A 21336-nucleotide genomic window follows, 5' to 3' on the forward strand; every position below is an offset into this window, starting at 1 on the left:
CGTTCGAGAGAAGAGGCCTGCATTGTCGCCACGCGCCGGTGTCGACGCGATCTCCGCGTCATTACATTCATTTTGGTCATCAATCAAAGGAGTTTCTGGCGATTAATTGGCAGCCGGAGATGCAATAAAGTAGCGCATCAGGGCACCGTCGCGCGCGCCCGCGCACTTTGCCCCTCCATCCACCAGACGAGGTTTCCATGACCGATCGCACCACCGTCCACGGCCTCCAGGTCGCCAACGAACTCCACCGCTTCATCGAAGACAGGGTGCTGCCCGCCACCGGCGTGGACAGCGCGCGCTTCTGGCAGGGCTTCGATGCCATCGTGGCCGACCTCGCGCCCAAGAACATCGCGCTGCTGGCCGAGCGCGACCGGCTGCAGAGCGAGCTCGACACCTGGCACAAGGCCAACCCGGGCCCGATCGGCGACATGCCCGCCTACCGCGCCTTCCTCGAGAAGATCGGCTACCTGCTGCCGCAACCCCAGGACGTGACGGCCACCACCGCCAACGTCGACGCCGAACTGGCGCTGCAGGCCGGCCCGCAGCTGGTGGTGCCGATCCTGAACGCGCGCTACGCGCTCAACGCGGCCAACGCGCGCTGGGGCTCGCTGTACGACGCGCTCTACGGCACCGACGCGATCCCAGAAACCGACGGCGCGGAAAAGGGCAAGGGCTACAACCCGGTGCGCGGCGCCAAGGTCATCGCCTTCGCGCGCGACGTGCTCGACCAAGCCGCCCCGCTGGCCAACGGTTCGCACAAGGACGCGACCAGCTACAGCGTGAAGGACGGCCAGCTGGCCATCGCGCTGCACAGCAGCAGCACGTCGCTCAAGGACCCGGCGGCCTTCGTCGGCTACCAGGGCGACGCGGCCGCGCCGTCGTCGGTGCTGCTCAAGCACAACGGCATCCACCTCGACCTGCAGATCGACCGCACCACCGCCATCGGCAAGACCGACGCCGCCGGCGTGAGCGACCTGGTGCTCGAAGCCGCGCTCTCGACCATCCTCGACCTCGAGGACTCGGTGGCCGTGGTCGACGCGGCCGACAAGGTGCTGGCGTATTCGAACTGGCTGGGCATCCAGCAAGGCACGCTGACCGAGGAAGTCGCCAAGGGCGGCAAGACCTTCACCCGCGGCCTGAACCCCGACCGCGAATACACCGGCGCCGACGGCCAGCCGCTGAAGCTGCACGGCCGCTCGCTCATGTTCCTGCGCAACGTGGGCCACCTGATGACCAACCCGGCCATCCTCTACGGCAAGGGCCAGGAGATCCCCGAGGGCATCCTCGACGCCGTGGTGACCACCACCATCGCCACCATCGACCTGAAGCGCAAGGGCAACTCGCGCACCGGCAGCGTCTACATCGTGAAGCCGAAGATGCACGGCCCGGCCGAAGTGGCCTTCGCCAGCGAGCTGTTCGGCCGCGTCGAACAGCTGCTGGGCCTGCCCGCGAACACCGTGAAGCTGGGCATCATGGACGAGGAACGCCGCACCAGCGTCAACCTCAAGGCCTGCATCGCCGAAGCCGGCGCACGCGTGGCCTTCATCAACACCGGCTTCCTCGACCGCACCGGCGACGAGATGCACACCGCGATGCATGCCGGCGCGATGCTGCGCAAGGGCGACATCAAGGGCACGAAGTGGATCGCCGCCTACGAGAAGAACAACGTGCTGGTCGGCCTGTCCTGCGGCCTGCGCGGCAAGGCGCAGATCGGCAAGGGCATGTGGGCCATGCCCGACCTGATGGCCGACATGCTCAAGCAGAAGATCGGCCACCCCAAGGCCGGCGCCAACACCGCCTGGGTGCCTTCGCCCACGGCCGCCACGCTGCACGCGCTGCATTACCACCAGGTCAACGTGGCCGAGGTGCAGAAGGAGCTGGAGAAGATCGACGCGAATGCCGAGCGCGACAACATCCTCGACGACCTGCTGCAGATCCCGGTGGCGCCGAAGCCGGTCTGGAGCGACGCCGACAAGCAGCAGGAGCTCGACAACAACGTGCAGGGCATCCTGGGCTACGTCGTGCGCTGGATCGACCAGGGCGTGGGCTGCTCGAAGGTGCCCGACATCCACAACGTGGGCCTGATGGAAGACCGTGCCACGTTGCGCATCTCGAGCCAGCACATCGCCAACTGGTTGCTGCACGGCATCGTGAGCAAGGAACAGGTCAACGCGACCTTCGAACGCATGGCCGCGGTGGTCGACGGCCAGAACGCGGGCGACAGCCTCTACCAGCCGATGGCCGGCCACTTCAAGACCTCGTCCGCCTACCAGGCCGCGCAGGACCTGGTGTTCAAGGGCCTCGAACAGCCCAGCGGCTACACGGAGCCGCTGCTGCATGCCTGGCGGTTGAAGGTGAAGGGCGAAGCCGGATAAGAAGAATGGCGCCTCACGGCGCCGTTTTTTTATGTCCCGGGGGTCACCGCAAACTGAAAGAAATCCTGCAGTCGCTTGTCTTCTGTCACCTGTTCGTGCGGTACCAGCAGATAAAGCCACGGCTTCGCCCCGATGTCATCTGCATTCTTCGAAGCATGCCGACACCAAAGCGCGCCAGCCTTGGCCTTTGCCATCACGTCTTCTGCTTGCATGTCCTTGCGTGCCTTGGTTTCGCACAACAGCAAATGATCGGCGGTCTCGACTACGAAGTCGGGCACGTATTCGGGGTGTTCGTGATCCAGCTTGTAGAAGATTTGAAATTGCCCTTTTGCTGGCTTGAACCACTTACTTGAATCCCGCTCAAGAATCACGGCAAAGCGGCGCTCGGTGTCCGAGTCGAACTTCTGAATCGGATAGAGGCAATGCGAGAATCCACCGAACAGCATCTGCTTGATGCGACTCGGATCCTCAACTGTCAGGCGATAGTCCTTCGGCACCTGACCTGCAGTGGTTGTATAGGTCGGCGCCTTCAGCGCTGTGAATCCTCGTCGCACTTCCACGTCGTACTGGATGACTTCTGACTCAAAAAAGTGCTGCGCCATCTGCGCATGGATGTTTCGCGCGATGAGTTGCCGATCGAGATCAAGGACATTGCGAACCTCCGTCTCATCAGACAGATAGCTGCGCAAATGCGAGACCAGTTGCCCCGCAAGGTCGTACAGCAAAGACGCATGCGTCATGTAGTCGATGTCGTCGAAGTCGATGAGCGCATGCACGATGTAGTCTTCCAAGCGGCGCTCGATGCGCCCGCTCTGCGCAGACAGCGTGAACTGCTCGTGCGTGCGCAACGTTTGGCCGACGAGCGAGCGATCCTTCGGCTGCAGATGCAGGCTTGAGACATCCAAAGTGAAAGGACTGAAACCGCTCGTCACCTCCCCTTTGGGAGCCACGACGATGCGAGGGATATCAATCGTTTGCTGGACAAGATTTTCAACGGCACGCCGCACGACATCCGCAAGATCGATCTCCGGCGGCGCATCGTCGCCCTCCAGCAGCGTGACTTGTTGCGGCGGCAGTTTGGCTCGCACAGCTTCCGTGATGCGGGCCTGAAACTCCGGGGTGAGCAGGGTCTGCCGGGTGGGTGCGGCTTTCGGGAGCAGCTCGTAGGTTGCGGCCGCCTCCATCGCCAGAACGGCCGCCTGCCGCTCAGGCTCTGTGTTGAACAACAGAGGGAGCGACGTGCTGCCTCCGGTCGGCTGAACTCCTGTTGAACTCTGTGTCGCCAGTCCGCCGATGGCACGCTCCCAGTTCGGCTGCACCACCACGCTGCGCGGCATGCCGCCGGCTTCTCCATCCATTGCATCCAGGTAGAACGCCTTGAGTCGTATCGGCGAGTCTGCCCGATTCGCGTCGTCGATGATTTCCTGAAAGCGATCGTGCGCAATGATGCTCAGCCGATCGACTTCCGCCACCCCTGTCCGCTTGCCATACGGCAAACGTAACCCGCGCCCGATGGATTGCTCCACCAATGTCCGCGCATTGGCTGCACGCAGCGGAACGATGGTGTAGAGGTTGGTGACGTCCCAGCCCTCCTTAAGCATGTTGACGTGAATCACGATCTCGGTCGGTTCGTCCACACTTTCCACCGCCAGCAGGCGACGCACCATCTCTTCCTCCTGTGCGCCGGTCTTGCTGCTGTCGACCTGAATAACCTTGCCTTTGTAGCGGCCGCTGAAGAACTCATTCGACTGCAGGTGCGTCATCAGCTGGCCGGCATGCGTGGTGTCGCGCGCAATCACCAGCATGAAGGGCTTGACCTCCTTCACGCCGTTCGTCCGCGCGTAAGTCTGCAACTCAACCTTGGTGGCTTCGTGCATGCGCACACCGTCTTGCAGTTTGACGCGCTCCACCTCTTCCGAGGGCATCTTGTCAGCGTCGAAATTTCGTTGAGTCACCACGGCCGGCTCTTTCACGAAGCCGTCTTCCATAGCCTGTGCCAACGGATAGTTCATCACCACGTTCTTGAATGGCACCGGCCCCTTGGTCGTTTCGACGAAGGGTGTTGCCGTCAGCTCCAATCCTATCAACGGCTTCAAGTCGTTGATAGCGCGCACGCCTGCGCTGGCGCGGTAACGGTGCGACTCGTCCATCAGCAGCACCAAGTCAGGCAAGCCCGCCAGATAGTCGAAGTAGCTCTGCCCGATGTACTCCGACAGCCGCTTGATGCGCGGCGACTTGCCGCCACGCACTTCGGAATTGATCTTCGAGATGTTGAAGATGTTGATGGTCACCGGCGAGAGCAGGTCGCCCAGTGCCTGAGCTCGCTCTTCGTAGTTGTCGCCCGTGATGATCTCGGGCGGATAGGCCGCGAAGTCGGCCACACCCTTGAATACGTACTTGGGTGTGTTGGGCGTGAAGTCGCCGATCAGCTTGTCGTAGATCGTGAGATTGGGCGCCAGCACGAAGAAGTGCTTGATGCCGTGCGCCTTGTACAAGTAAGCGATGAATGCGCCCATCAGCCGCGTCTTGCCAACGCCCGTCGCCAAAGCGAAGCACAGCGACGGAAACTCCCGCTCGAAGTCTTGCAGCGACGGGAACTGCCCCTTGAGCGTTTCCAAGACCTCGGCCACGTCTGCTGCATCGCGCTCATGCTGCAGCATGCCGGGCGCCGCCTCCAGCGCAGCGGCGAGCTTGACGAGCGATTCCCTCTGCGGCGCGCGCAAACTCATGCGCCCGGCGGTATCGTTGACATCGCGCTGACTCATGACTTGTCCTCTTTCGTCTTTTTCTTGGTTGGCACCTTGGCCGGTACGCCGATGGAAAGCTGCCGCAGTTCACGGCGAAGCTCATGCTCCAGTTCCTGCTCCGTCGGCAGGTGCAACTGGTAGCGGCTCGTGAAGATGTTGCGTTCCTGCTGTTCGCCCAGGGTGTACTTCACCACCGCGTCATTCTTGTCCGGGCACAGGATCACGCCGAGCGTCGGGTTGTCGCCCTCGGTGCGGCGCTCACGGTCGTAGTAGTTCACATAGAACTGGATCTGGCCCAGGTCGCCATGGGTCAGCTTGCCGACCTTGAGATCGATCAGTACATAACACTTGAGCACTGCGTGATAGAAAACCAGGTCGATATAGAAGTGATCGCCATCGACTGTGATGCGCTCCTGGCGCGATACGAAGGCAAAGCCCTTGCCCAGCTCCAGCAAAAAGGTTTGCAGGTTGTCGATGAGCGCCTGCTCCAGCTTCGACTCGACCAGCTTCGGCGATTCGGGCAGCCCCAGAAACTCGATCACCAACGGATCCTTCAGCGCGTCGAGCGGTTGCATCACTTCCTGCCCGTGCGTGGCGAGGCGCATCAAGCCCTTCTTGTCCTTGCTCTTGGCCAACCGGTCGTACAGCAGGCTGGCCGTCTGGCGCGACAGCTCGCGCACCGACCATGCATTGCGAATCGCCTCGATCTCGTAGAAGGCGCGGGCCTCGCTGCGCCCGACGCGCAGAAGCTGACGGTAGTGGCTCCACGACAACGAGGGATGAAGCACGCCGGGTTGCCAGGCTTCATCAGCCTTCGATGATTTCCGAGACGGCGTCTCGGGCGTTGAGGCCAAGGGCAGCACGAGGGAGCCTGCCGCCGATTTCCGAGACAACGTCTCGGAAATCAACTGCGGGTAGTCGAGATAGAACTGCCGGAACGCTTCGAGGTTGTCGACCGAGTAGCCACGCCCGAACTCGGCATTCAACCGCGCCGACAGCTCGGCCAGCAGTTTGGCGCCGTAGCCCGCGCGTCGCTGCCCGCGCTGCTCTTCCTCCACGATTTCCCGGCCAATCAACCAGTTGGCCGCCACCTGCGTGGTGTTGACCGTGCGCACCACTCCCGCACGCGCAGCCTCCAGGATGTCGCGCACACGGCCATAGAACGGCGGCGCAACGTCCACAAGTTTCTTGCGCGATGGCGTTGCCACCTCAGCCAGCCTCACCGTCGGCGGCATCGGTGAAGAAATCAGGCTGCGCTGGCGAGTCCACCGTCTTCTGCGCCATCGGCAAGTTGGCGACATTCAGGCTGTAGTCGTCATGGCCCCATTCGCAGCGGTCCTTCACCATCTTGGGAATCTTCTTGATGGTGAGGTTGGGCCAACGCTCTGCCGCTTGCGCTGCTGAAACACCGCGCCACGCGCCGCAGCAGACCAGCAAGGAACGGTCGGAGCCGACCTCGTCGCTCAGGGCGGAGAGTTGCTCGGCGGACAGGGTTTGCGTCGTGACGTAGATGAAGTCACGCTCGCTGGAATGGCCTTGCTGCCACCACAACACGTCGGAGGGCGCATAGCTGAAGCCCTCGAGCTTGCACATGGCCGCTGCCAGCATGCCGGCGTCGTACTCGGGATTGATGACCAGATTGCCCCAGCGGTCGGTAGACAGAAGTGTGGGGGCGAGTTCGTAGTAGCGGAAGCCGCCGCCGCCTTCCCAACCCGTAGGCTCGGTCACACCGCCCGAATCTTGGCCGTCGATGACTTTTTGAAGACGCGGGACGATGTGCGTCTGGCAGTGCTCTCCAAGCTCAACCATGATCCAGCGGCGCCCCATCTTGTGAGCCACGGCGCCAGTCGTTCCCGAACCGGCGAAGGAATCAAGAACGAGATCACCACGGTTGGTCGCAATATGAAGGATTCGATTCAGAAGTCCTTCAGGTTTCGGCGTACCAAACGGCTCAATACCAGTCAACAGCTTATTCAAGTGATCACGCTTAGCACCTTGGTTTGTTCCGACCTCATCAGCGGACCACCATGTTCGCGGTGCCACACCGTCTCGAACTTCCGACAAGTACCTTTTGATAATGGGTAGGCGATCACCATCTATACCAAAATAGGCGCGACCTTCGCCTCGTGCTTTTTCAAGCGTATCGGGAGCGAACGCCCAATATCTACCAGGGGGCGGAGTTACAGCGCGACCGGAGGGAAGAATCACAGAAAACCGTTGCTTTTCACTCCCGCTCTTAGCTGTACCGTCATCTCCTTGGCGCCAAGGCCCACGCGGATCGTCATCCGGATTCTTGAACCGTCCAAGCTGGGTATCAGTGCGGGGCAGCAGATTGCGGATCTTCGACCACACTCCTCTTTCTCGCGCGTAGAGGAGCACGTAGTCATGAGACGACGAAATGTCAGCGTCGCCTCGGCCTCCTTTGTCCTTCTCCCAAACGCAAGAAGCTACAAAATTCGACCGACCAAAGATTTCGTCGCACAAGACCTTGAGGTAGTGCGCCTCGTTGTCATCAATCGTGATCCAAAGCGAACCATCTTCAGACAGCAAGCGCCGAATGATCTCCAGTCGATCACGCATCAGTCCTAACCAGATCGAATGCTCTAACCCGTCGTCATAGTGCGTGAATGCGCTACCTGTGTTGTATGGTGGGTCAATAAACACACACTTCACCTTGCCCGAAAACTCCGCCTCCAATGCCTTGAGTGCAAGCAGGTTGTCGCCTCTGATCAGACGGTTGTCGAATATGTCTGAATCGGACTTCCGCGAAGACGCGTGGTAACTGCGCTTCGGGTCTTCCAGCAGGATGCGAGGCTCCAAGCGCGGCCGCTGGTCCTTGCCGATCCATGTCAGCTCTAGTTTTTGTCGAGTCATGCGAGTTATTTTGCGGTGTTCAAGGCGCGTATCACGTCGGCCTTGAGGGTCTGTAGATTTCCCGGATCGGAGAAAATTTCGGCCGCGGGCTTCCCAACCCAGTGGGCACCTGCGCAGGCTTTGGCCAACTCGCTCCGGATGTCATCGATGGCGACCGAAATTTCCATGCGTTCCGCGCTGGTCAAGGTCAGCGTCACGGCGTCGATCAGCGTTCTCTTGCGCGTGAAGACAAGATGCGAAACCAGTTCGATCGTTTCTCGGGTGAAGGCGGCACCCTCCAAAGACTGCGTCCCCAGGTCGGCGTTGATGATCGTTCGGACCATGCGGCCGATCTGCGTGGTCCGCCACAGCTTGCGGGCCGTCAGTTCGTCAGGAAACAACTGCCCGTAGAGCGAGTCCGCAGTCTGTGCAACCGCATCGCCCGCCAAATTGCGTCTGCGGTCCCACAGGCGCTCTGGCGTGCTGCGCAGCGCGCAGAGCAATTGCATACTCGCCGTACCCATCAGGGAACAAGCCAAGCAATTGGCAGCCTCTTGCGCAGTGAAGACTTTCTCCGCAGCATGCGGGTCCGATGCGCTTTGCTTGTAGATGTACGTGATACCGGCAGCCTTCAACGTGCGGCGCCAGTCTTCCTGGTTGTCGTCCAGCGCAATGAAGTCCTGCACCGTCACCGCGTTTTGACTGTTCCGATATTCCGTCACCCGGTCGCCGAAGTCGGCGGCGCCGCCTTCCTGTATGCACGTCACCAAGACATACGCCTCGTGCGTTTCGTAGTGCGCCAGTGGTTGCTGGGCTACCGTGCCCGCGGTCTGGGCGCCATTGATGATGGAAACCCCGGTGAGCCTGAAACGCCCACGGGATCGCTGCGCATCCATGGGGCCGACCGGCGTGATCCTCTGGCACAAGAGGGTGATGCCGTTGTTGAAATAGAGAAAATCCCCTGGCGCCTCCGTCAGGGTACGGGTAATCTCCGCGTTGACTTCAGACGAGCCTCGGTATCGGCGGATGTTAGCGCGCACCAATGCATGGTCGTGCGTTTGATAGAGGGCCGCCAAGTCCCGCACCCGCATAACCCCATAGAAGGCGCGAGCGGGCGCATCGACCAACCCGAAGTTCTGTAGTTCGATCTCGACCTCGATGACCTGTTCGGCACGACGCGCCATGAGAACGTCGTGGAGGTCGCTGAGGCCAAAGCGCATGAACTGGGCACGCCCCGGATGGATCGCATTGATGCGCTGCATCGCATCGGAGAACAGTGTGCGGCGATCTTCGTCCAGCGATGTTCCGGTGTAGACCAGCGCAAACCTGAGTTTGTAGTCGCCATTCATAGCCGCTTCGATCGCCGCCTTGCGCTGTTGCAGCGCGGCATTGAATCGCTCGAACTTTCCTGCGGCGAAATCCAATACGCCCAGTTGAAATTTGGAAGCGTCACCCAAGATCGGCTCACCTAGCCCGCTGTGGATGTATTTGGACTGAACGAGCCAGATCACGCCGGTCGTGCCGATGTAGACCGAGTCAACGCCGTGGTCTTGCCCCCCATCAATGCTTGCCGCCACCGCCTCAGCCTTCGAAGCGCCGGCCTGTGACATCAGGAAGAAGGCGGCCAACGCTTTCGATAGGAAGTTGCGTTCTTTGTCCTGCTCTGTCTTTCCGAGGCCCTCAATGGACCCGGTGAATTCAGCCTTGAGAGAAGCCTGGATCTGCTGGACTTCCAACGGACGCGGCGGTGCGGTCGCCATTACACCAACTCCCAGGCGATGACGAAAACGTCTTGCAGCCGGGCCGCACTTGACAAGCGCGACTCCAGGTCGTCGATCAGTCGGCTGCGCTGCACATCAATCTCATCCTGTCTGTCGAAAATCCGTCGCCGCAATTGACCGCGCTTATCTTCCAGCGCCCTCTGCTGCTTCTGCCAATGCAGCTTTTCGTCGAGCGTGCCGGACACGCTGGCCGTCCGGCGAACGTCCTTGATCTCGCGATCTAGCTCTTTGACTTCATTTTCCAACCCGATCTTCAGATCGTCGGCCCAAGCGTCGAGCTTCTGCACTTCGCCATCGAAATACCCCAAGTTGCGCAAATTGATCTCGCCCAGACGAGCGCTTTGCAGTGCCAACATCTGGCTGTCGAGCGATGCCGGAGGTTCGTCGAAAAGTTGAGCTTCCAGCAGTTGCGCAGGAAGGCGCAGCAGCTTTTCAGGGTCCTCGTCGTGCAACGGCTTACCCTGGCTATTAATCGCCGTGACCAGCAAGTGTTCCTCCTGCGCGCCAAGCGACTCCACCGACAACACACTGACCGCCAGCCATCCATGCTGGCCTCGGAGATCGCGCAGGGTTGCGACGTGGACGCCATGGGCGGCATAGTCGAAGCGCAAACGTGCGCGCGGCAAGCGTCGCGCACGAGCACTGGCAATGAGCGCTTGCGCCAGTGGATGACCCACCCGATAGAGATGAGCATCACCGCTACCGCGAGGCAACTCATAGCGCCCCAATGGGACGCTTTCGGCATCGGCCGCTTCTACCACTTGTGGAAGCTCATGCAGGTCGAAACCACCTTCATCGGCACTGGCCAGACCTTTCAATTCAGATCGCGTCAGGTCCAGCAGCAAACGCTCGAAGCGCGTTCGCGAGCTCTTGCTTTCGGTCTCCCGCAGTTTGAGTTTTTCTTGCACCGCCTCGTCGAAGTTCTCCAACAGCAGTTGCCGCGTCTTCAGCATGGTGGTGCTGATTTCCCCTGCCAGATCGAGCTGCAGTTGGCGAAAAGAATCTTCGATCTCCTTGGGCTCCCGGCAGCTCTCATAGATTTCGGCGATGCGCCGCTCGAAATCGACGCCGCTCCCGATCGTGCCCAGCACTTCATCGCTGGCGCCAAAGACGCCCTCGAAAAGCTGAAACTTCTCGGCCAGGAGGTCATAGACGCGCCGATCTGCCGCGTTGCTCAGATCGATGAAGTTGACCACCACCACGTCGTGCTTTTGCCCATAGCGATGGCAGCGACCGATCCGCTGCTCGATGCGCTGAGGGTTCCACGGCAAGTCGTAGTTGATGACGAGCGAACAGAACTGAAGGTTGATGCCTTCGGCGCCCGCCTCGGTCGCAATCATGATGTTGGCGTGATCTCTGAAGTGCTCGACTAACGCTGCACGCGTGTCTGCGGTGCGCACGCCCGTGATGCGGTCGGTGCCCTCGTGACGAGCGAGCCAGCCTTGATAGAGACCCGTCGCTTGAGCGCTGTTGTTGGTGCCATTGAAAAGCACCGTTTGGCCAGCCCATTTGCTGCTTTCGAGCAGTCCGAGTAGGTAATCCTGAGTTCGCCTGGACTCCGTGAAGATAAGCGCCTTCTTTGCGGCACCAAGACTTTCGAGCTTAGCAAAAGCCAGGTCGAGCGCTTTCAGCAGGGCATCGCCCTTAGCATTGTCGTGCAAAGTGCCGGCACGCCGCTGGAATTCCCGTAGCTCGGCGATTTCCTCTGCAACACTCGAACCGGCCATTGAACCCGGCTTTTCCTCTCGCTCCGACCATTCTTCTTCGGTCTCGTCGAGCGCTTCGTAGTCCTCATCCAGAGTCTCGGTCAACGACTCGTCCAAAGGTTTGCTGACCAGCACCGCCTCGAGCCGCGTGGCCATCGTTCCCAACGCACCCGCGATAGCGAAGCTGGAGGATGCCAAGAGCTTCCATAGCACCAGCGAGATCAGCTGCCGCTGAGCGCCGGGAAGCGCGTTGAGAACCGGTCGACGGAGATAGTCCGCAACATCTTCATGCAGCGCTTGCTCCGCGGCCATGGGCGTGAAGTCCTGAACCATCGGGATGCGCCGCGTGTACGGTATGAAGGGCTGAACTTGCCGACGAAGCGTGCGAATGCAGACAGTATCGAGCCGGCTGCGCAGGCGCGCGAAGGTATCAGGGTTGCCGAGTCCGCTGAACTGCTCACGAAAGCTGTCGGCATCGCCAAATACCTTGTCATCCACCAGGCTGACAAGGCCATAGAGTTCCATCAGCGAGTTTTGAAGCGGGGTGGCCGTGAGCAAGACTTTGGGTGCATGACTCAGCGCCTCCTTCAGCGTCTTTCCAATGACGTTGCCACGCTTGTAGACGTTGCGCAGGCGATGAGCTTCGTCCATAACGACCAAGTCCCAGGCGACGCCCCTCAACTCGTCTGCTTTCGCCTTGGCGAACTGGTAAGAGCAAATGACGATTCGGTCAGCCAGTTCGAACGGATTCTTGAGCCCCTGCTTGCGCAGCTGCCTGAAGCTCTTGGCCTCAAGCACGGCGCCGTTCAAGCTGAACTTATCCTGCAATTCCTGGTGCCACTGCTTTCGAAGATTCGCCGGAACGATGATCAGGATCTTCCGCTTCCGTTCTGCCCAGCGCTGCGCGATAACCAAGCCGGCTTCGATCGTCTTTCCCAATCCGACCTCGTCGGCGAGGATGACGCCTTTGGACAGCGGGCTGCGGAAGGCGAACAAGGCCGCATCGACCTGATGCGGGTTCAGGTCTACCTGTGCATCCACCAGGGTCGACGCCAACTTGTCGGCGGCGTCACCCGCGATCTGGCGCGAGAGCAGCCAGGCGAAGTACTGGGTCTGATACTGAGTAAAGCCGGCAGCCAAGCGTGAATCCTTTGGAAAGCCGTTGGATTATCAGCGCGCTCCGGCAATGCCAGGGCAACGCGATGCTCAGGTGTGCGACCGCTCTACCTAAACGCGCCGCCTTGGGGACAGTCACGCAGGTCAGCAGACAATCGACCCCATGCCTTCACTTCCCTCGCCCGACCCCACGCGTTGCCCGCTGTGCGGCGCGTCGAACGTCTGCGCGATGGAGATCGCCAAGGCCACCGGCGAAGTGCAGCCGCCGTGCTGGTGCCTGTCGATCGATTTCGACGCAGCGGTGCTCGCCCGCATTCCCGCAGCGGCGCGCGGACAGGCCTGCATCTGCGCGCGTTGCGCCGTATCGGCCGACGCTCAGTGCGGCGCCTTGCCCATGCCGTCCTGAAACATGCCCTGGTATTGCTGCAGGCCGGTCTGGCAGAAGGGCTGCTGCGCCTGCATCTGGCCCTGGCTCTGGCTCTGGTTGTTCGCCAGCGGCATGTCGGCCGGTAGCGGCACCGGGGCGGCGTCGGCATCGAGCGGCACGTCGGTGGTCGTGGCCTCGTTCTGCGGCGCACCGGCCTGACCGCGCTGGCGTTGCTCGGTGATCATCTGGTGGATGAACTGCAGCTTGCCCACGGTGGCGCGCGGCAGCACGAAGGGGTAGTAGTCGGGCTGGCCCATGCTGCGCGACAGCTCGTTGAGCACGTTGGTCAGGCGCACCCAGCCGTTGAGGAAGTCGAGGAATTTCATCGCCCCCGGATGTTCGGTCTGCCAGAGGTCTTCCGCGGTGAACAGGTCGCTCGCCAACTCGACGTTCTGCGCGTCGACACCGAAACTCATCGCGGTGTCGGCCGTGTCGGCCATGTGCAGGTAGTGGGCCCAGGTCTCGGCCCAGTCCTCCCAGGGATGCGAACTCGCGTAGCTGGTCACGAAGCGCACCGCCCAGTCGGCCGGCGGGCCGTTCTCGTAGTGCGTGCGCAGCGCGGTCGCATAGTCGGCGCGCTCGTCGCCGAACAGGCCGCGGAAACCATCGATCCAGGGCGTGGGCGCGACCAGCAGGTCCCAATAGTAGTGGCCGATCTCGTGGCGGAAGTGGCCCACCAGCGTGCGATAGGGCTCGCGCATCTCGGCGCGGATGCGCTCGCGCACCGCATCCTCGGCCTCTTCGGCGTTGAGCGTGATCACGCCCATCTCGTGACCGGTCAGCACATGGGGGCCGCCCGGCACATTGCTCAGGAAATCGAAGGCCAGTCCGTGCACCGGATCGGCATGGCGCGTGACCACCGGCAGGCCCAGCGCGAGCAATTGCGAGAGCAGGCGGCGCTTGCCCTGCTCGAGCTTGCGCCACAGCGTGCCGTTGGTCTCGATGGAGAGGTCGGGAATGGTGCGGGTCGCGCTGCACGACAGGCAATAGCCCGGCGCCAGCCCGTGCGGCGCCGGCGCTGCATCGTCGCCGGCGCCCGGTGCGGGCACCATCCAGTTGCAACCGGCGGCGGACAGGAAATTGGTGCAGCGACGCAGCACCGGGCCGCCGGCATCGCCGAAGACGGTGAAGGTGTCGACCTCCGCGGCGGGCGCGAGCGGCACCACACCCAGCCGCTCGGGCACGAAGCCCAGCGGCGTGCGGCAGGCCAGGCACTGGCTGTTGCCGAGGAAGACCGGCCGGCCGCACTGGCACTGGTAGGCGCGGCTGATGGTGGGCGCGCGCAGCTCGGCCGCCAGCGACGACGCATTGCCGTCGGGCGGCACCTGCGGATCGGCGGCCTGGCTGCCGTCATCGGTGAGAGAGTCCATGATGTATGTTCTTTTGGGTGGGACGGTGGGACAGCGCAGGCATTGTCTCCCCCGCCCCACGGCGCTGCGAAGCGCAAAGACCGATATCCTTGTAGGACAGGCCGACCCCGAACGGCCGCCCGCCCGCCGCCCCATGACCGCCTCGCCTCTCCCCTCCCTCAGCCAGCGCTACGGCGAACGCTACCGCTGGCTGCTGCTGCTGTCGGTGATGGTCGGCACCATGGCCTCGATCATGTCGTCGACCATCGTCAACGTGGCGATCCCCGGCATGAGCCACTACTTCTCGCTCGGGCAGGAACGCGCCCAATGGGTGAGTTCGGGCTTCATGGTGGCGATGACGGTGTCGATGCTGACCACGCCCTGGCTGCTGGGCCGCTACGGCTACCGGCGCACCTACGTGGGCACGATGGTGCTGCTGCTGGCCGGCGGCATCGCGGGCGGGCTGGCCAACAATTTTTCGCTGGTGCTGATCGCGCGCGTGGCCGAAGGGCTGGCCGCGGGGGTGGTGCAGCCGATCCCGGCCATCATCATCCTGCGCGCCTTCGAGCCGCACGAGCAGGGCCGCGCCAGCGGCATCTTCGGCATGGGCGTGGTGCTGGCACCGGCCATCGGGCCGAGCATCGGCGGCGTGCTGGTCGATCTGTTCGGCTGGCGCTCGATCTTCTTCATGGTGGTGCCCTTCTGCCTGGCCTCGATCTGGCTGGCCTACAAATTCGTACCGACCACCGCGCCCGGCGGCGTGAGCGCGGCACGCACCAGCGGGCTCGACTGGCGCGGCCTGGTTATCGGCACCGTGGGCACGCTGTGCCTGCTCAACGGCCTGGTCGCGCTGCGCGGCGATGCGCCGCTCGAGGCCTGGGCCCTGCTGGCCGGCGCCGCCGCCGCGCTGGTGCTCTTCATCTGGTGGCAGAAGCGCCTGCTGGCCGACGACGGCGCGCCGCTGATGAACATGGCGCTGTTCGGCTACCGGCAGTTCTCCATGGGCACCGTGGTGGCCTTCATCTACGGCGCGGCGCTGTTCGGCTCGACCTACCTGCTGCCGGTCTACATGCAGGTCGCGCTGCACCTGTCGGCCTCGCACGTGGGCACGATCATGCTGCCGGCCGGCATCGTGCTGGCCTTCACCATCGCAGGCGTGGGCCGGCTGGCCGACCGCCAGCCGACCTGGCTGCTGGTGAGCATCGGCCTGGCGCTGCTGGCGGTCTCGTTCACGCTGATGCTCGCGCTCTCGCTGGGCAGCGCACTGTGGCTGCTGGTGGTCTTCGCGGTCATCGGGCGCATCGGCCTGGGCTTCATCCTGCCCTCGCTCAACCTGGGCTCGATGCGCCCGCTGGCCAAACCGCTGATCCCGCAGGGCGCGAGCACCATCAGCTTCCTGCGCATGCTGGGCGGCGCGGCCGGCGTGAGCCTGTGCGCGATCGCGCTCGAATGGCGGCTGGCGGCGCACGGGGATTCGCTCGCCAACCCGCTGAGCAGCCCGGCGCGGCTGGCCGCCTTCAACGAGGTCTTCCTGATGCTGGCCGCGCTGTGCGCGCTCGCCATCTGTGCGGCCTGGCAACTGCGCGTCCCCGCGCCCTCCCCCACTCTCTCGCCCGAGGAAAACTGAGCATGTGCCAACTGCTGGGAATGAACAGCAACACGCCGACCGACGTGACCTTCAGCTTCACCGGTTTCGCGCAGCGCGGCGGCCGCACCGACCACCATGCCGACGGCTGGGGCATCGCCTTCTTCGAGGACCGCGGCCTGCGGCATTTCGTCGACCACCTGCCGGCCTGCACTTCGCCGGTGGCCGAGCTGATCCGGCGCTACCCGATCCAGAGCAGCCACGTGATCGCCCACATCCGCAAGGCGACGCAGGGCCGGGTCAATTTGCAGAACTGCCATCCCTTCGTGCGCGAGCTGTGGGGCCGCTACTGGGTGTTCGCCCACAACGGCGACCTCAAGGACTTCCGGCCACGGCTGCACGGCAACTTCCACCCGGTGGGCGACACCGACAGCGAGCACGCCTTCTGCTGGCTGATGCAGGAGCTCGCCAAGTCGCATGCCGACGTGCCCAGCGTGGAGGAGCTCACGCTGACGCTGCGCGAACTCGCGCCGCGCATCGCGAAGCACGGCACCTTCAACTTCATGCTGTCGAACGGCCAGGCCCTCTGGGCGCATGCCTCGACCCACCTCTGGTACATCGAGCGCCAGCACCCCTTCATGCTCGCCCATCTGGCCGACGAGGACGTGGCGATCGACTTCGCGAAGCACACCACGCCCGACGACCGCGTGGCCGTGGTCGTGACCGCGCCGCTCACCACCAACGAGACCTGGACCGCCTTCGCGCCCGGCGAGCTCGCGGTGTTCGTGGACGGTCGCCGGGCCGGCTGAGCCCGGCGCCGGCCGCCGACACGCAAAAAAACAACGCGCGGGCACCGTCCGGCGCGGATTCCGTGCGTACGCGACCATGGCATTGAACAATAATGGTTCGCATTTGCAATTCAGCCTCATCACGCCATGTCCTCCACTCCTTTCCTCCTGCGCCCGGTGACGATCGCCGCCGCATTGGCGCTGCATTCCTGGGTCGTGTTCGCGCAGACCGCGCCGGCTGAACCTGCAGGCACCCTTTCGACCGTGACGGTCGAGGCCAGCGCCGACGCCTCGGCCGAAGGCCTGGCCAAGCCCTTTGCGGGCGGCCAGGTGGCGCGCGGCGGACGGGTGGGCATCCTGGGCACGCAGGACATCATGAGCTCGGCCTTCTCGACCACCAGCTACACCAGCGAACTGATCCAGAACCAGCAGGCGCGCAGCGTGGCCGACGTGCTGCAGAACGACCCTTCGGTGCGCGTCGCGCGCGGCTTCGGCAACTTCCAGGAGTCGTACTTCATCCGCGGCTTCATCGTGAATTCCGACGACATCGCCTACAACGGCCTCTACGGGCTGCTGCCGCGCCAGTACATCGCCTCGGAGCTCTTCGAACGCGTCGAGGTGCTGCGCGGCGCGAGCGCTTTTCTCAACGGCGCGACGCCCAGCGGCGGCGGCATCGGCGGCAACATCAACCTGCTGCCCAAGCGCGCGGGCAACGACCCGCTGACGCAGGTGAGCACCGGCGTGAGCAGCGGCCAGCAAGGCCATGTGTCGACCGACATCTCGCGCCGCTTCGGCCCCGACCAGAGCACCGGCATCCGGCTCAATGCCCTGCATCGCGAAGGCGGCACGGGCGTGGACGAGGAGAAGGTCAAGCTCGACCTGTTCTCGCTGGGCCTCGACTGGCGCAGCCGCGACGCGCGCATCTCGGCCGACTTCGGCCACCAGGAGCACCGCCTGACGCGCCCGCGCCCGAACGTCACGCTGGGCGCCGGGCTGACCTCGGTGCCCTCGGCCGCCGACAACCGCGTCAACTACGCGCAGCCCTGGACCTACTCGAACGAGCGCGACACCTTCGGCTCGGTGCGCGGCGAATACGACATCACTTCCGATGTGACGGTCTGGGGCGCGGCCGGCGCGCGCCGCAGCTTCGAAGGCAACCGGCTGGCCGGCATCACGGTCACCCACGCGAATGGCGCGGGCAACATGTCCCGCTTCGACAACGAACGTCAGGACGACACGCGCACCGCCGAGTTCGGCGTGCGCGCGAAGCTCGGCACCGGCCCGGTCAAGCACGCGCTCGTGGCGTCGTACTCGTTCTACGAGCTCGAGGAAAAGAACGCCTATGCCTGGGACTTCTTCAACACCACGGTGAGCAGCATCTACAACCCGGTGGGCATCGCGCTGCCAGGCTTCTCGGCCGGCGCCTTCCGCGGCAACGACCTGGCCAACCCGTCGCTGCTGACCAAGGTGCGGCTGAGCAGCCTGGCGGTCGGCGACACGCTGTCCTTCCTCGACGACCGCGCGCTGGTCACGCTGGGCGTGCGCCACCAGACGCTGTCGAGCACCGACTACGCCTACTTCACCGGCGTGGCCTCACCCTACGACAAGAGCCGCACCAGCCCGATGGCCAGCTTCGTCTACAAGCTGCAGCCGCAGGTCTCGCTGTACGCCAACTATGTCGAAGGCCTGAGCAAGGGCGACACCGCACCGACCACTTCGACCACCGGCCCGGTGCTCAACGCCGGCGCGCAACTCTCACCGTACGTCTCCAAGCAGAAGGAGATCGGCGTCAAGTACGACGGCGGCACGATCGGCGGCGGCATCGCCTTCTTCTCCACCGACAAGCCGCGCGCCTTTGTCAACAGCCAGCAGTTCTTCGTCGAAGCGGGCAAGGACCGCCACCAGGGCATCGAGCTCACCACCTTCGGCGAGGCCTACAAGGGCCTGCGCCTGCTGGGCGGCCTGACCTTGCTCGACGCCAAGCAGAAGTCGACCGGCGTCGCCGCCACCGACGGCCGGACGGTGATCGGCATTCCGAAGGTCCAGGGCAGCATCGGCCTCGACTGGGACGTGCCCGGCGTGCGCGGCCTGTCCTTCGACGCCCGCGTGGTCGCCACCGGCCACAGCTACGCCGACAGCGCCAACACGCTGCGCGTGCCCGGCTGGGCCCGGCTCGACCTCGGCGCGCGCTACATCACCGAGATGGCCGGCAAGCTGGTGACGCTGCGCGCGCGCGTGGACAACGTGGCCGACCGCGACTACTGGTCCTCGGTCGGCGGCTACCCCGAGAACGGCTACCTGGTGCTGGGCAACCCGCGCACCTTCAGCGTGAGCGCCTCCTTCGACTTCTGACCGTCGAAGGCCGCCGCGCCCGTACCGGAAGGGACCTCAGGGTCCCTTTTTCAGTTCCGCCTCGAGCGCATCGATGAACATCGCGGGCACGTCGAAGCCGGTCTGCTCGGTGATTTCCTGGAAGCAGGTCGGGCTGGTCACGTTGATCTCGGTGACCGAGTCGCCGATCACGTCGAGCCCGATCAGCAGCAGCCCGCGCGGCGCGAGCGCGCGGCCCACGGTCTCGGCGATCTCGCGGTTGCGCGCGGTCAGCGGCTGGGCCACGCCCTTGCCGCCGGCCGCGAGGTTGCCGCGCACCTCGGTGCCCTGCGGGATGCGCGCCAGCACGAAGGGCGCGGGCTCGCCGCCGATGATCAGGATGCGCTTGTCGCCCTCGACGATCTGCGGCACGAAGCGCTGCACCATGATGGTTTCGGCACCGCCCTTGTTGAGCGTCTCGACGATCGAGCCGAGGTTGAGCGCATCCTGCCGCACGCGGAAGATGCCCATGCCGCCCATGCCGTCGAGCGGCTTGAGAATGATGTCGCCGTGCTCGGCGTGGAAGTCCTTCACCGACTCGGCGCTGCGCGTGACCAGCGTGGGCGTGGTGAACTGCGGAAACTCCATGATCGCGAGCTTCTCGGGGTGGTCGCGCAGCGCGCGCGGTTTGTTCACCACCTGCGCGCCTTCGCGCTCGGCCTGCTCGAGCAGGTGCGTGGCATAGATGTACTCGGCGTCGAAGGGCGGGTCCTTGCGCATCAGCACGCCGTCGAAGTCCTTGAGCGCACGGGTCTCGGTGATGTCGACCGTGAACCAGTCGACCGGGTCGCCGGTCAGCGTGATCTGGCGCACGGTGGCCGTGACCTGGCCGCCCGAGACCCACTGCAGGTCTTTCGGCAGGCAGGCCGCGATGCGATGCCCGCGCCGCTGCGCCTCGCGCATCATCGAGAAGGTGGTGTCCTTGTAGATCTTGAATTGATCGAGCGGGTCGGCGACGAAGAGAAGGTTCATGGTGTCTTTCCGGCGGCCGGTTCGACCGCCTTGCTTTCTTGCCGAATCTTGCAGGCAGGCGCGATGTCCTTGCTCGCCACGGCCTTTTTGCCGAGCTGCTGGATGGCCAGCGCGAGCGCACCGGCCACCACGCCCCAGAAAGCCGAGCCGATGCCGGCGATCGTCACGCCCGAGAGCGTGACCAGGAAGGTGATCAGCGCGGCCTCGCGGTGCGACTCGTCGCGCACCGCCGCGGCCAGGCCGCCACCGATGGTGCCGAGCAGCGCGAGCCCGGCGATGGCCGCGACCAGTTCCTTGGGGAAGGCGGTGAGCAGGCCGGTGACTGCGGCGCCGAACAGGCCGATCACCACATAGATCGCGCCGCAACTCACGGCCGCGGTGTAGCGCCGGGCCGGATCCTCGTGCGCCTCGCGGCCCATGCAGATGGCCGCCGTGATCGCGCTCAGGTTGAGCGCGTAGCCGCCGAAGGGCGCGAACACCAGCGTGACCAGGCCGCTCATCGTGATGAGCTTGGAGACCGGCATGTCGTAGCCGGCCGCGCGGATCGCCGCCACGCCGGGCAGGTTCTGCGAAGCCATGGTCACGACGAACAGCGGCAGCGCCAGGCTCACGGCCGCCTGCCAGGTGAAGACAGGCATCACGAACACCGGCATCGCGAGGCTGAAGTGCACCGACGACCAGGCCAGCTGCCCGCGCACCGCCACATGGACGATGGCCACCAGCAGCGTCAGCGGCACCGCGTAGCGCGGCACGAACCGCTTGCCGAGCAGGTAGGTCGCGAGCATCAGCAGCACCAGGGGCAGCGCGGTCTGTGCCGCGGTGAAGGCCGAAAGCCCGAAGCGCGCCAGCACACCGGCCAGCAGTGCCGAGGCGATCGCCATCGGGATCTTGTTCATCACGCGTTCGAACAGGCCCGTGGCGCCCGACAGCGTGATCAACACGGCGCAGACGATGAAGGCGCCGACGGCCTCACCCATGCCGAAGCCCGCGCCTGCGGTCGCCAGCACCGCCGCACCCGGTGTGCTCCAGGCGATCATCACCGGCTTGCGCAGCCACAGGGAAGGCAGTGCGCTCGCGAGCCCCATGCCCAGGCCCAGCGCCCACATCCACGAGGCGATCATCTCCGGCGTCGCACCGAAGGCCTGCGCGGCCTGGAACACGATCGCCACCGAGCTGGTGAAGCCCACGAGCACCGCAACGAAGCCCGCGGTGAAGGCCGACAGGCTCAGGTCTTTGAAGAATCGCATGCGGGGATTGTGCCGTCAGC

13 protein-coding genes are annotated in these 21336 nt (G+C 64.0%); 5 read left to right on the top strand and 8 right to left on the bottom strand.

The features are described from left to right. The first annotated feature begins 197 nt into the window (after window positions 1-197). Window positions 198-2375 carry a malate synthase G gene (locus ACSFBC_RS22305; protein WP_435512525.1) on the top strand — a complete coding sequence of 726 codons (2178 nt, stop codon included), beginning with the start codon at window positions 198-200 and terminating at the stop codon, window positions 2373-2375. A 29-nt stretch (window positions 2376-2404) separates the two neighbouring features. On the opposite strand, the gene ACSFBC_RS22310 is transcribed toward ACSFBC_RS22305, so the two are convergent. The 5 genes from ACSFBC_RS22310 to ACSFBC_RS22330 are packed head-to-tail and all read right to left on the bottom strand — an operon-like array spanning window position 2405 to window position 12602. Next, the gene (locus ACSFBC_RS22310) at window positions 2405-5140 is read right to left on the bottom strand and encodes a DEAD/DEAH box helicase (protein WP_435512526.1); all 2736 of its coding nucleotides are present in this window, start codon (window positions 5138-5140) and stop codon (window positions 2405-2407) included. Then, window positions 5137-6357, bottom strand: coding sequence for a PDDEXK nuclease domain-containing protein (locus tag ACSFBC_RS22315; RefSeq protein ID WP_435512527.1), 1221 nt, complete (start codon window positions 6355-6357; stop codon window positions 5137-5139). The genes ACSFBC_RS22310 and ACSFBC_RS22315 overlap by 4 nt, the downstream gene beginning before the upstream one ends. Next, window positions 6332-7996 (bottom strand): site-specific DNA-methyltransferase, encoded by a 1665-nt coding sequence (locus ACSFBC_RS22320; protein ID WP_435512528.1) that lies wholly within the window; start codon window positions 7994-7996, stop codon window positions 6332-6334. The genes ACSFBC_RS22315 and ACSFBC_RS22320 overlap by 26 nt, the downstream gene beginning before the upstream one ends. 5 nt (window positions 7997-8001) lie before the next feature. Next, window positions 8002-9735, bottom strand: coding sequence for an AIPR family protein (locus tag ACSFBC_RS22325; RefSeq protein ID WP_435512529.1), 1734 nt, complete (start codon window positions 9733-9735; stop codon window positions 8002-8004). Then, on the bottom strand, window positions 9735-12602 hold the full coding sequence (locus ACSFBC_RS22330; protein ID WP_435512530.1) for an SNF2-related protein: 2868 nt from the start codon (window positions 12600-12602) through the stop codon (window positions 9735-9737). Before ACSFBC_RS22330 ends, ACSFBC_RS22325 begins: the two co-directional genes overlap by 1 nt. 139 nt (window positions 12603-12741) lie before the next feature. Between ACSFBC_RS22330 and ACSFBC_RS22335 the strand changes: the two genes are divergently transcribed. Then, window positions 12742-12984: a cysteine-rich CWC family protein gene (locus ACSFBC_RS22335; RefSeq protein WP_435512531.1), complete on the top strand. Its 243-nt coding sequence runs from the start codon at window positions 12742-12744 to the stop codon at window positions 12982-12984. Here the strand turns inward: ACSFBC_RS22335 and ACSFBC_RS22340 are convergent. After that, a complete protein-coding gene (locus tag ACSFBC_RS22340; RefSeq protein ID WP_435512532.1) occupies window positions 12954-14375 on the bottom strand; it encodes a zinc-binding metallopeptidase family protein in 1422 nt (473 codons plus the stop codon). The two genes, ACSFBC_RS22335 and ACSFBC_RS22340, sit on opposite strands and share 31 nt — an antisense overlap. 133 nt (window positions 14376-14508) lie before the next feature. Here ACSFBC_RS22340 and ACSFBC_RS22345 point away from each other — a divergent pair, with 133 nt between their 5' ends. From ACSFBC_RS22345 to ACSFBC_RS22355, 3 genes are all read left to right on the top strand, one after another. Further along, window positions 14509-15981: an MFS transporter gene (locus tag ACSFBC_RS22345; protein WP_435512533.1), complete on the top strand. Its 1473-nt coding sequence runs from the start codon at window positions 14509-14511 to the stop codon at window positions 15979-15981. A gap of 2 nt (window positions 15982-15983) precedes the next feature. Next, the gene (locus ACSFBC_RS22350; protein WP_435512534.1) at window positions 15984-16748 is read left to right on the top strand and encodes a class II glutamine amidotransferase; all 765 of its coding nucleotides are present in this window, start codon (window positions 15984-15986) and stop codon (window positions 16746-16748) included. A gap of 126 nt (window positions 16749-16874) precedes the next feature. Next, on the top strand, window positions 16875-19079 hold the full coding sequence (locus ACSFBC_RS22355; protein ID WP_435512535.1) for a TonB-dependent receptor: 2205 nt from the start codon (window positions 16875-16877) through the stop codon (window positions 19077-19079). Window positions 19080-19115: 36 nt separating this feature from the next. Here ACSFBC_RS22355 and gshB read toward each other — a convergent pair whose 3' ends face one another. Together gshB and ACSFBC_RS22365 are read right to left on the bottom strand one after the other, a co-directional pair. After that, window positions 19116-20069: a glutathione synthase gene (gene gshB / locus ACSFBC_RS22360; RefSeq protein ID WP_435512536.1), complete on the bottom strand. Its 954-nt coding sequence runs from the start codon at window positions 20067-20069 to the stop codon at window positions 19116-19118. Further along, window positions 20066-21316 carry a benzoate/H(+) symporter BenE family transporter gene (locus ACSFBC_RS22365; protein WP_435512537.1) on the bottom strand — a complete coding sequence of 417 codons (1251 nt, stop codon included), beginning with the start codon at window positions 21314-21316 and terminating at the stop codon, window positions 20066-20068. The genes gshB and ACSFBC_RS22365 overlap by 4 nt, the downstream gene beginning before the upstream one ends. Between the last annotated feature and the right edge of the window lie 20 nt (window positions 21317-21336).

The sequence above is a fragment of the Variovorax frigidus genome, assembly GCF_051216515.1.
Classification (GTDB): domain Bacteria; phylum Pseudomonadota; class Gammaproteobacteria; order Burkholderiales; family Burkholderiaceae_C; genus Variovorax.

Coding starts and splice junctions, on each gene's coding strand:
- ACSFBC_RS22355 (WP_435512535.1), top strand. CDS start 16,875: ATGTCCTCCACTCCTTTCCTCCTGCGCCCGGTGACGATCGCCGCCGCA.
- ACSFBC_RS22340 (WP_435512532.1), bottom strand. CDS start 14,375: ATGGACTCTCTCACCGATGACGGCAGCCAGGCCGCCGATCCGCAGGTG.
- ACSFBC_RS22350 (WP_435512534.1), top strand. CDS start 15,984: ATGTGCCAACTGCTGGGAATGAACAGCAACACGCCGACCGACGTGACC.
- ACSFBC_RS22365 (WP_435512537.1), bottom strand. CDS start 21,316: ATGCGATTCTTCAAAGACCTGAGCCTGTCGGCCTTCACCGCGGGCTTC.
- ACSFBC_RS22345 (WP_435512533.1), top strand. CDS start 14,509: ATGACCGCCTCGCCTCTCCCCTCCCTCAGCCAGCGCTACGGCGAACGC.
- ACSFBC_RS22315 (WP_435512527.1), bottom strand. CDS start 6,357: ATGCCGCCGACGGTGAGGCTGGCTGAGGTGGCAACGCCATCGCGCAAG.
- gshB (WP_435512536.1), bottom strand. CDS start 20,069: ATGAACCTTCTCTTCGTCGCCGACCCGCTCGATCAATTCAAGATCTAC.
- ACSFBC_RS22305 (WP_435512525.1), top strand. CDS start 198: ATGACCGATCGCACCACCGTCCACGGCCTCCAGGTCGCCAACGAACTC.
- ACSFBC_RS22310 (WP_435512526.1), bottom strand. CDS start 5,140: ATGAGTCAGCGCGATGTCAACGATACCGCCGGGCGCATGAGTTTGCGC.
- ACSFBC_RS22325 (WP_435512529.1), bottom strand. CDS start 9,735: ATGGCGACCGCACCGCCGCGTCCGTTGGAAGTCCAGCAGATCCAGGCT.
- ACSFBC_RS22335 (WP_435512531.1), top strand. CDS start 12,742: ATGCCTTCACTTCCCTCGCCCGACCCCACGCGTTGCCCGCTGTGCGGC.
- ACSFBC_RS22320 (WP_435512528.1), bottom strand. CDS start 7,996: ATGACTCGACAAAAACTAGAGCTGACATGGATCGGCAAGGACCAGCGG.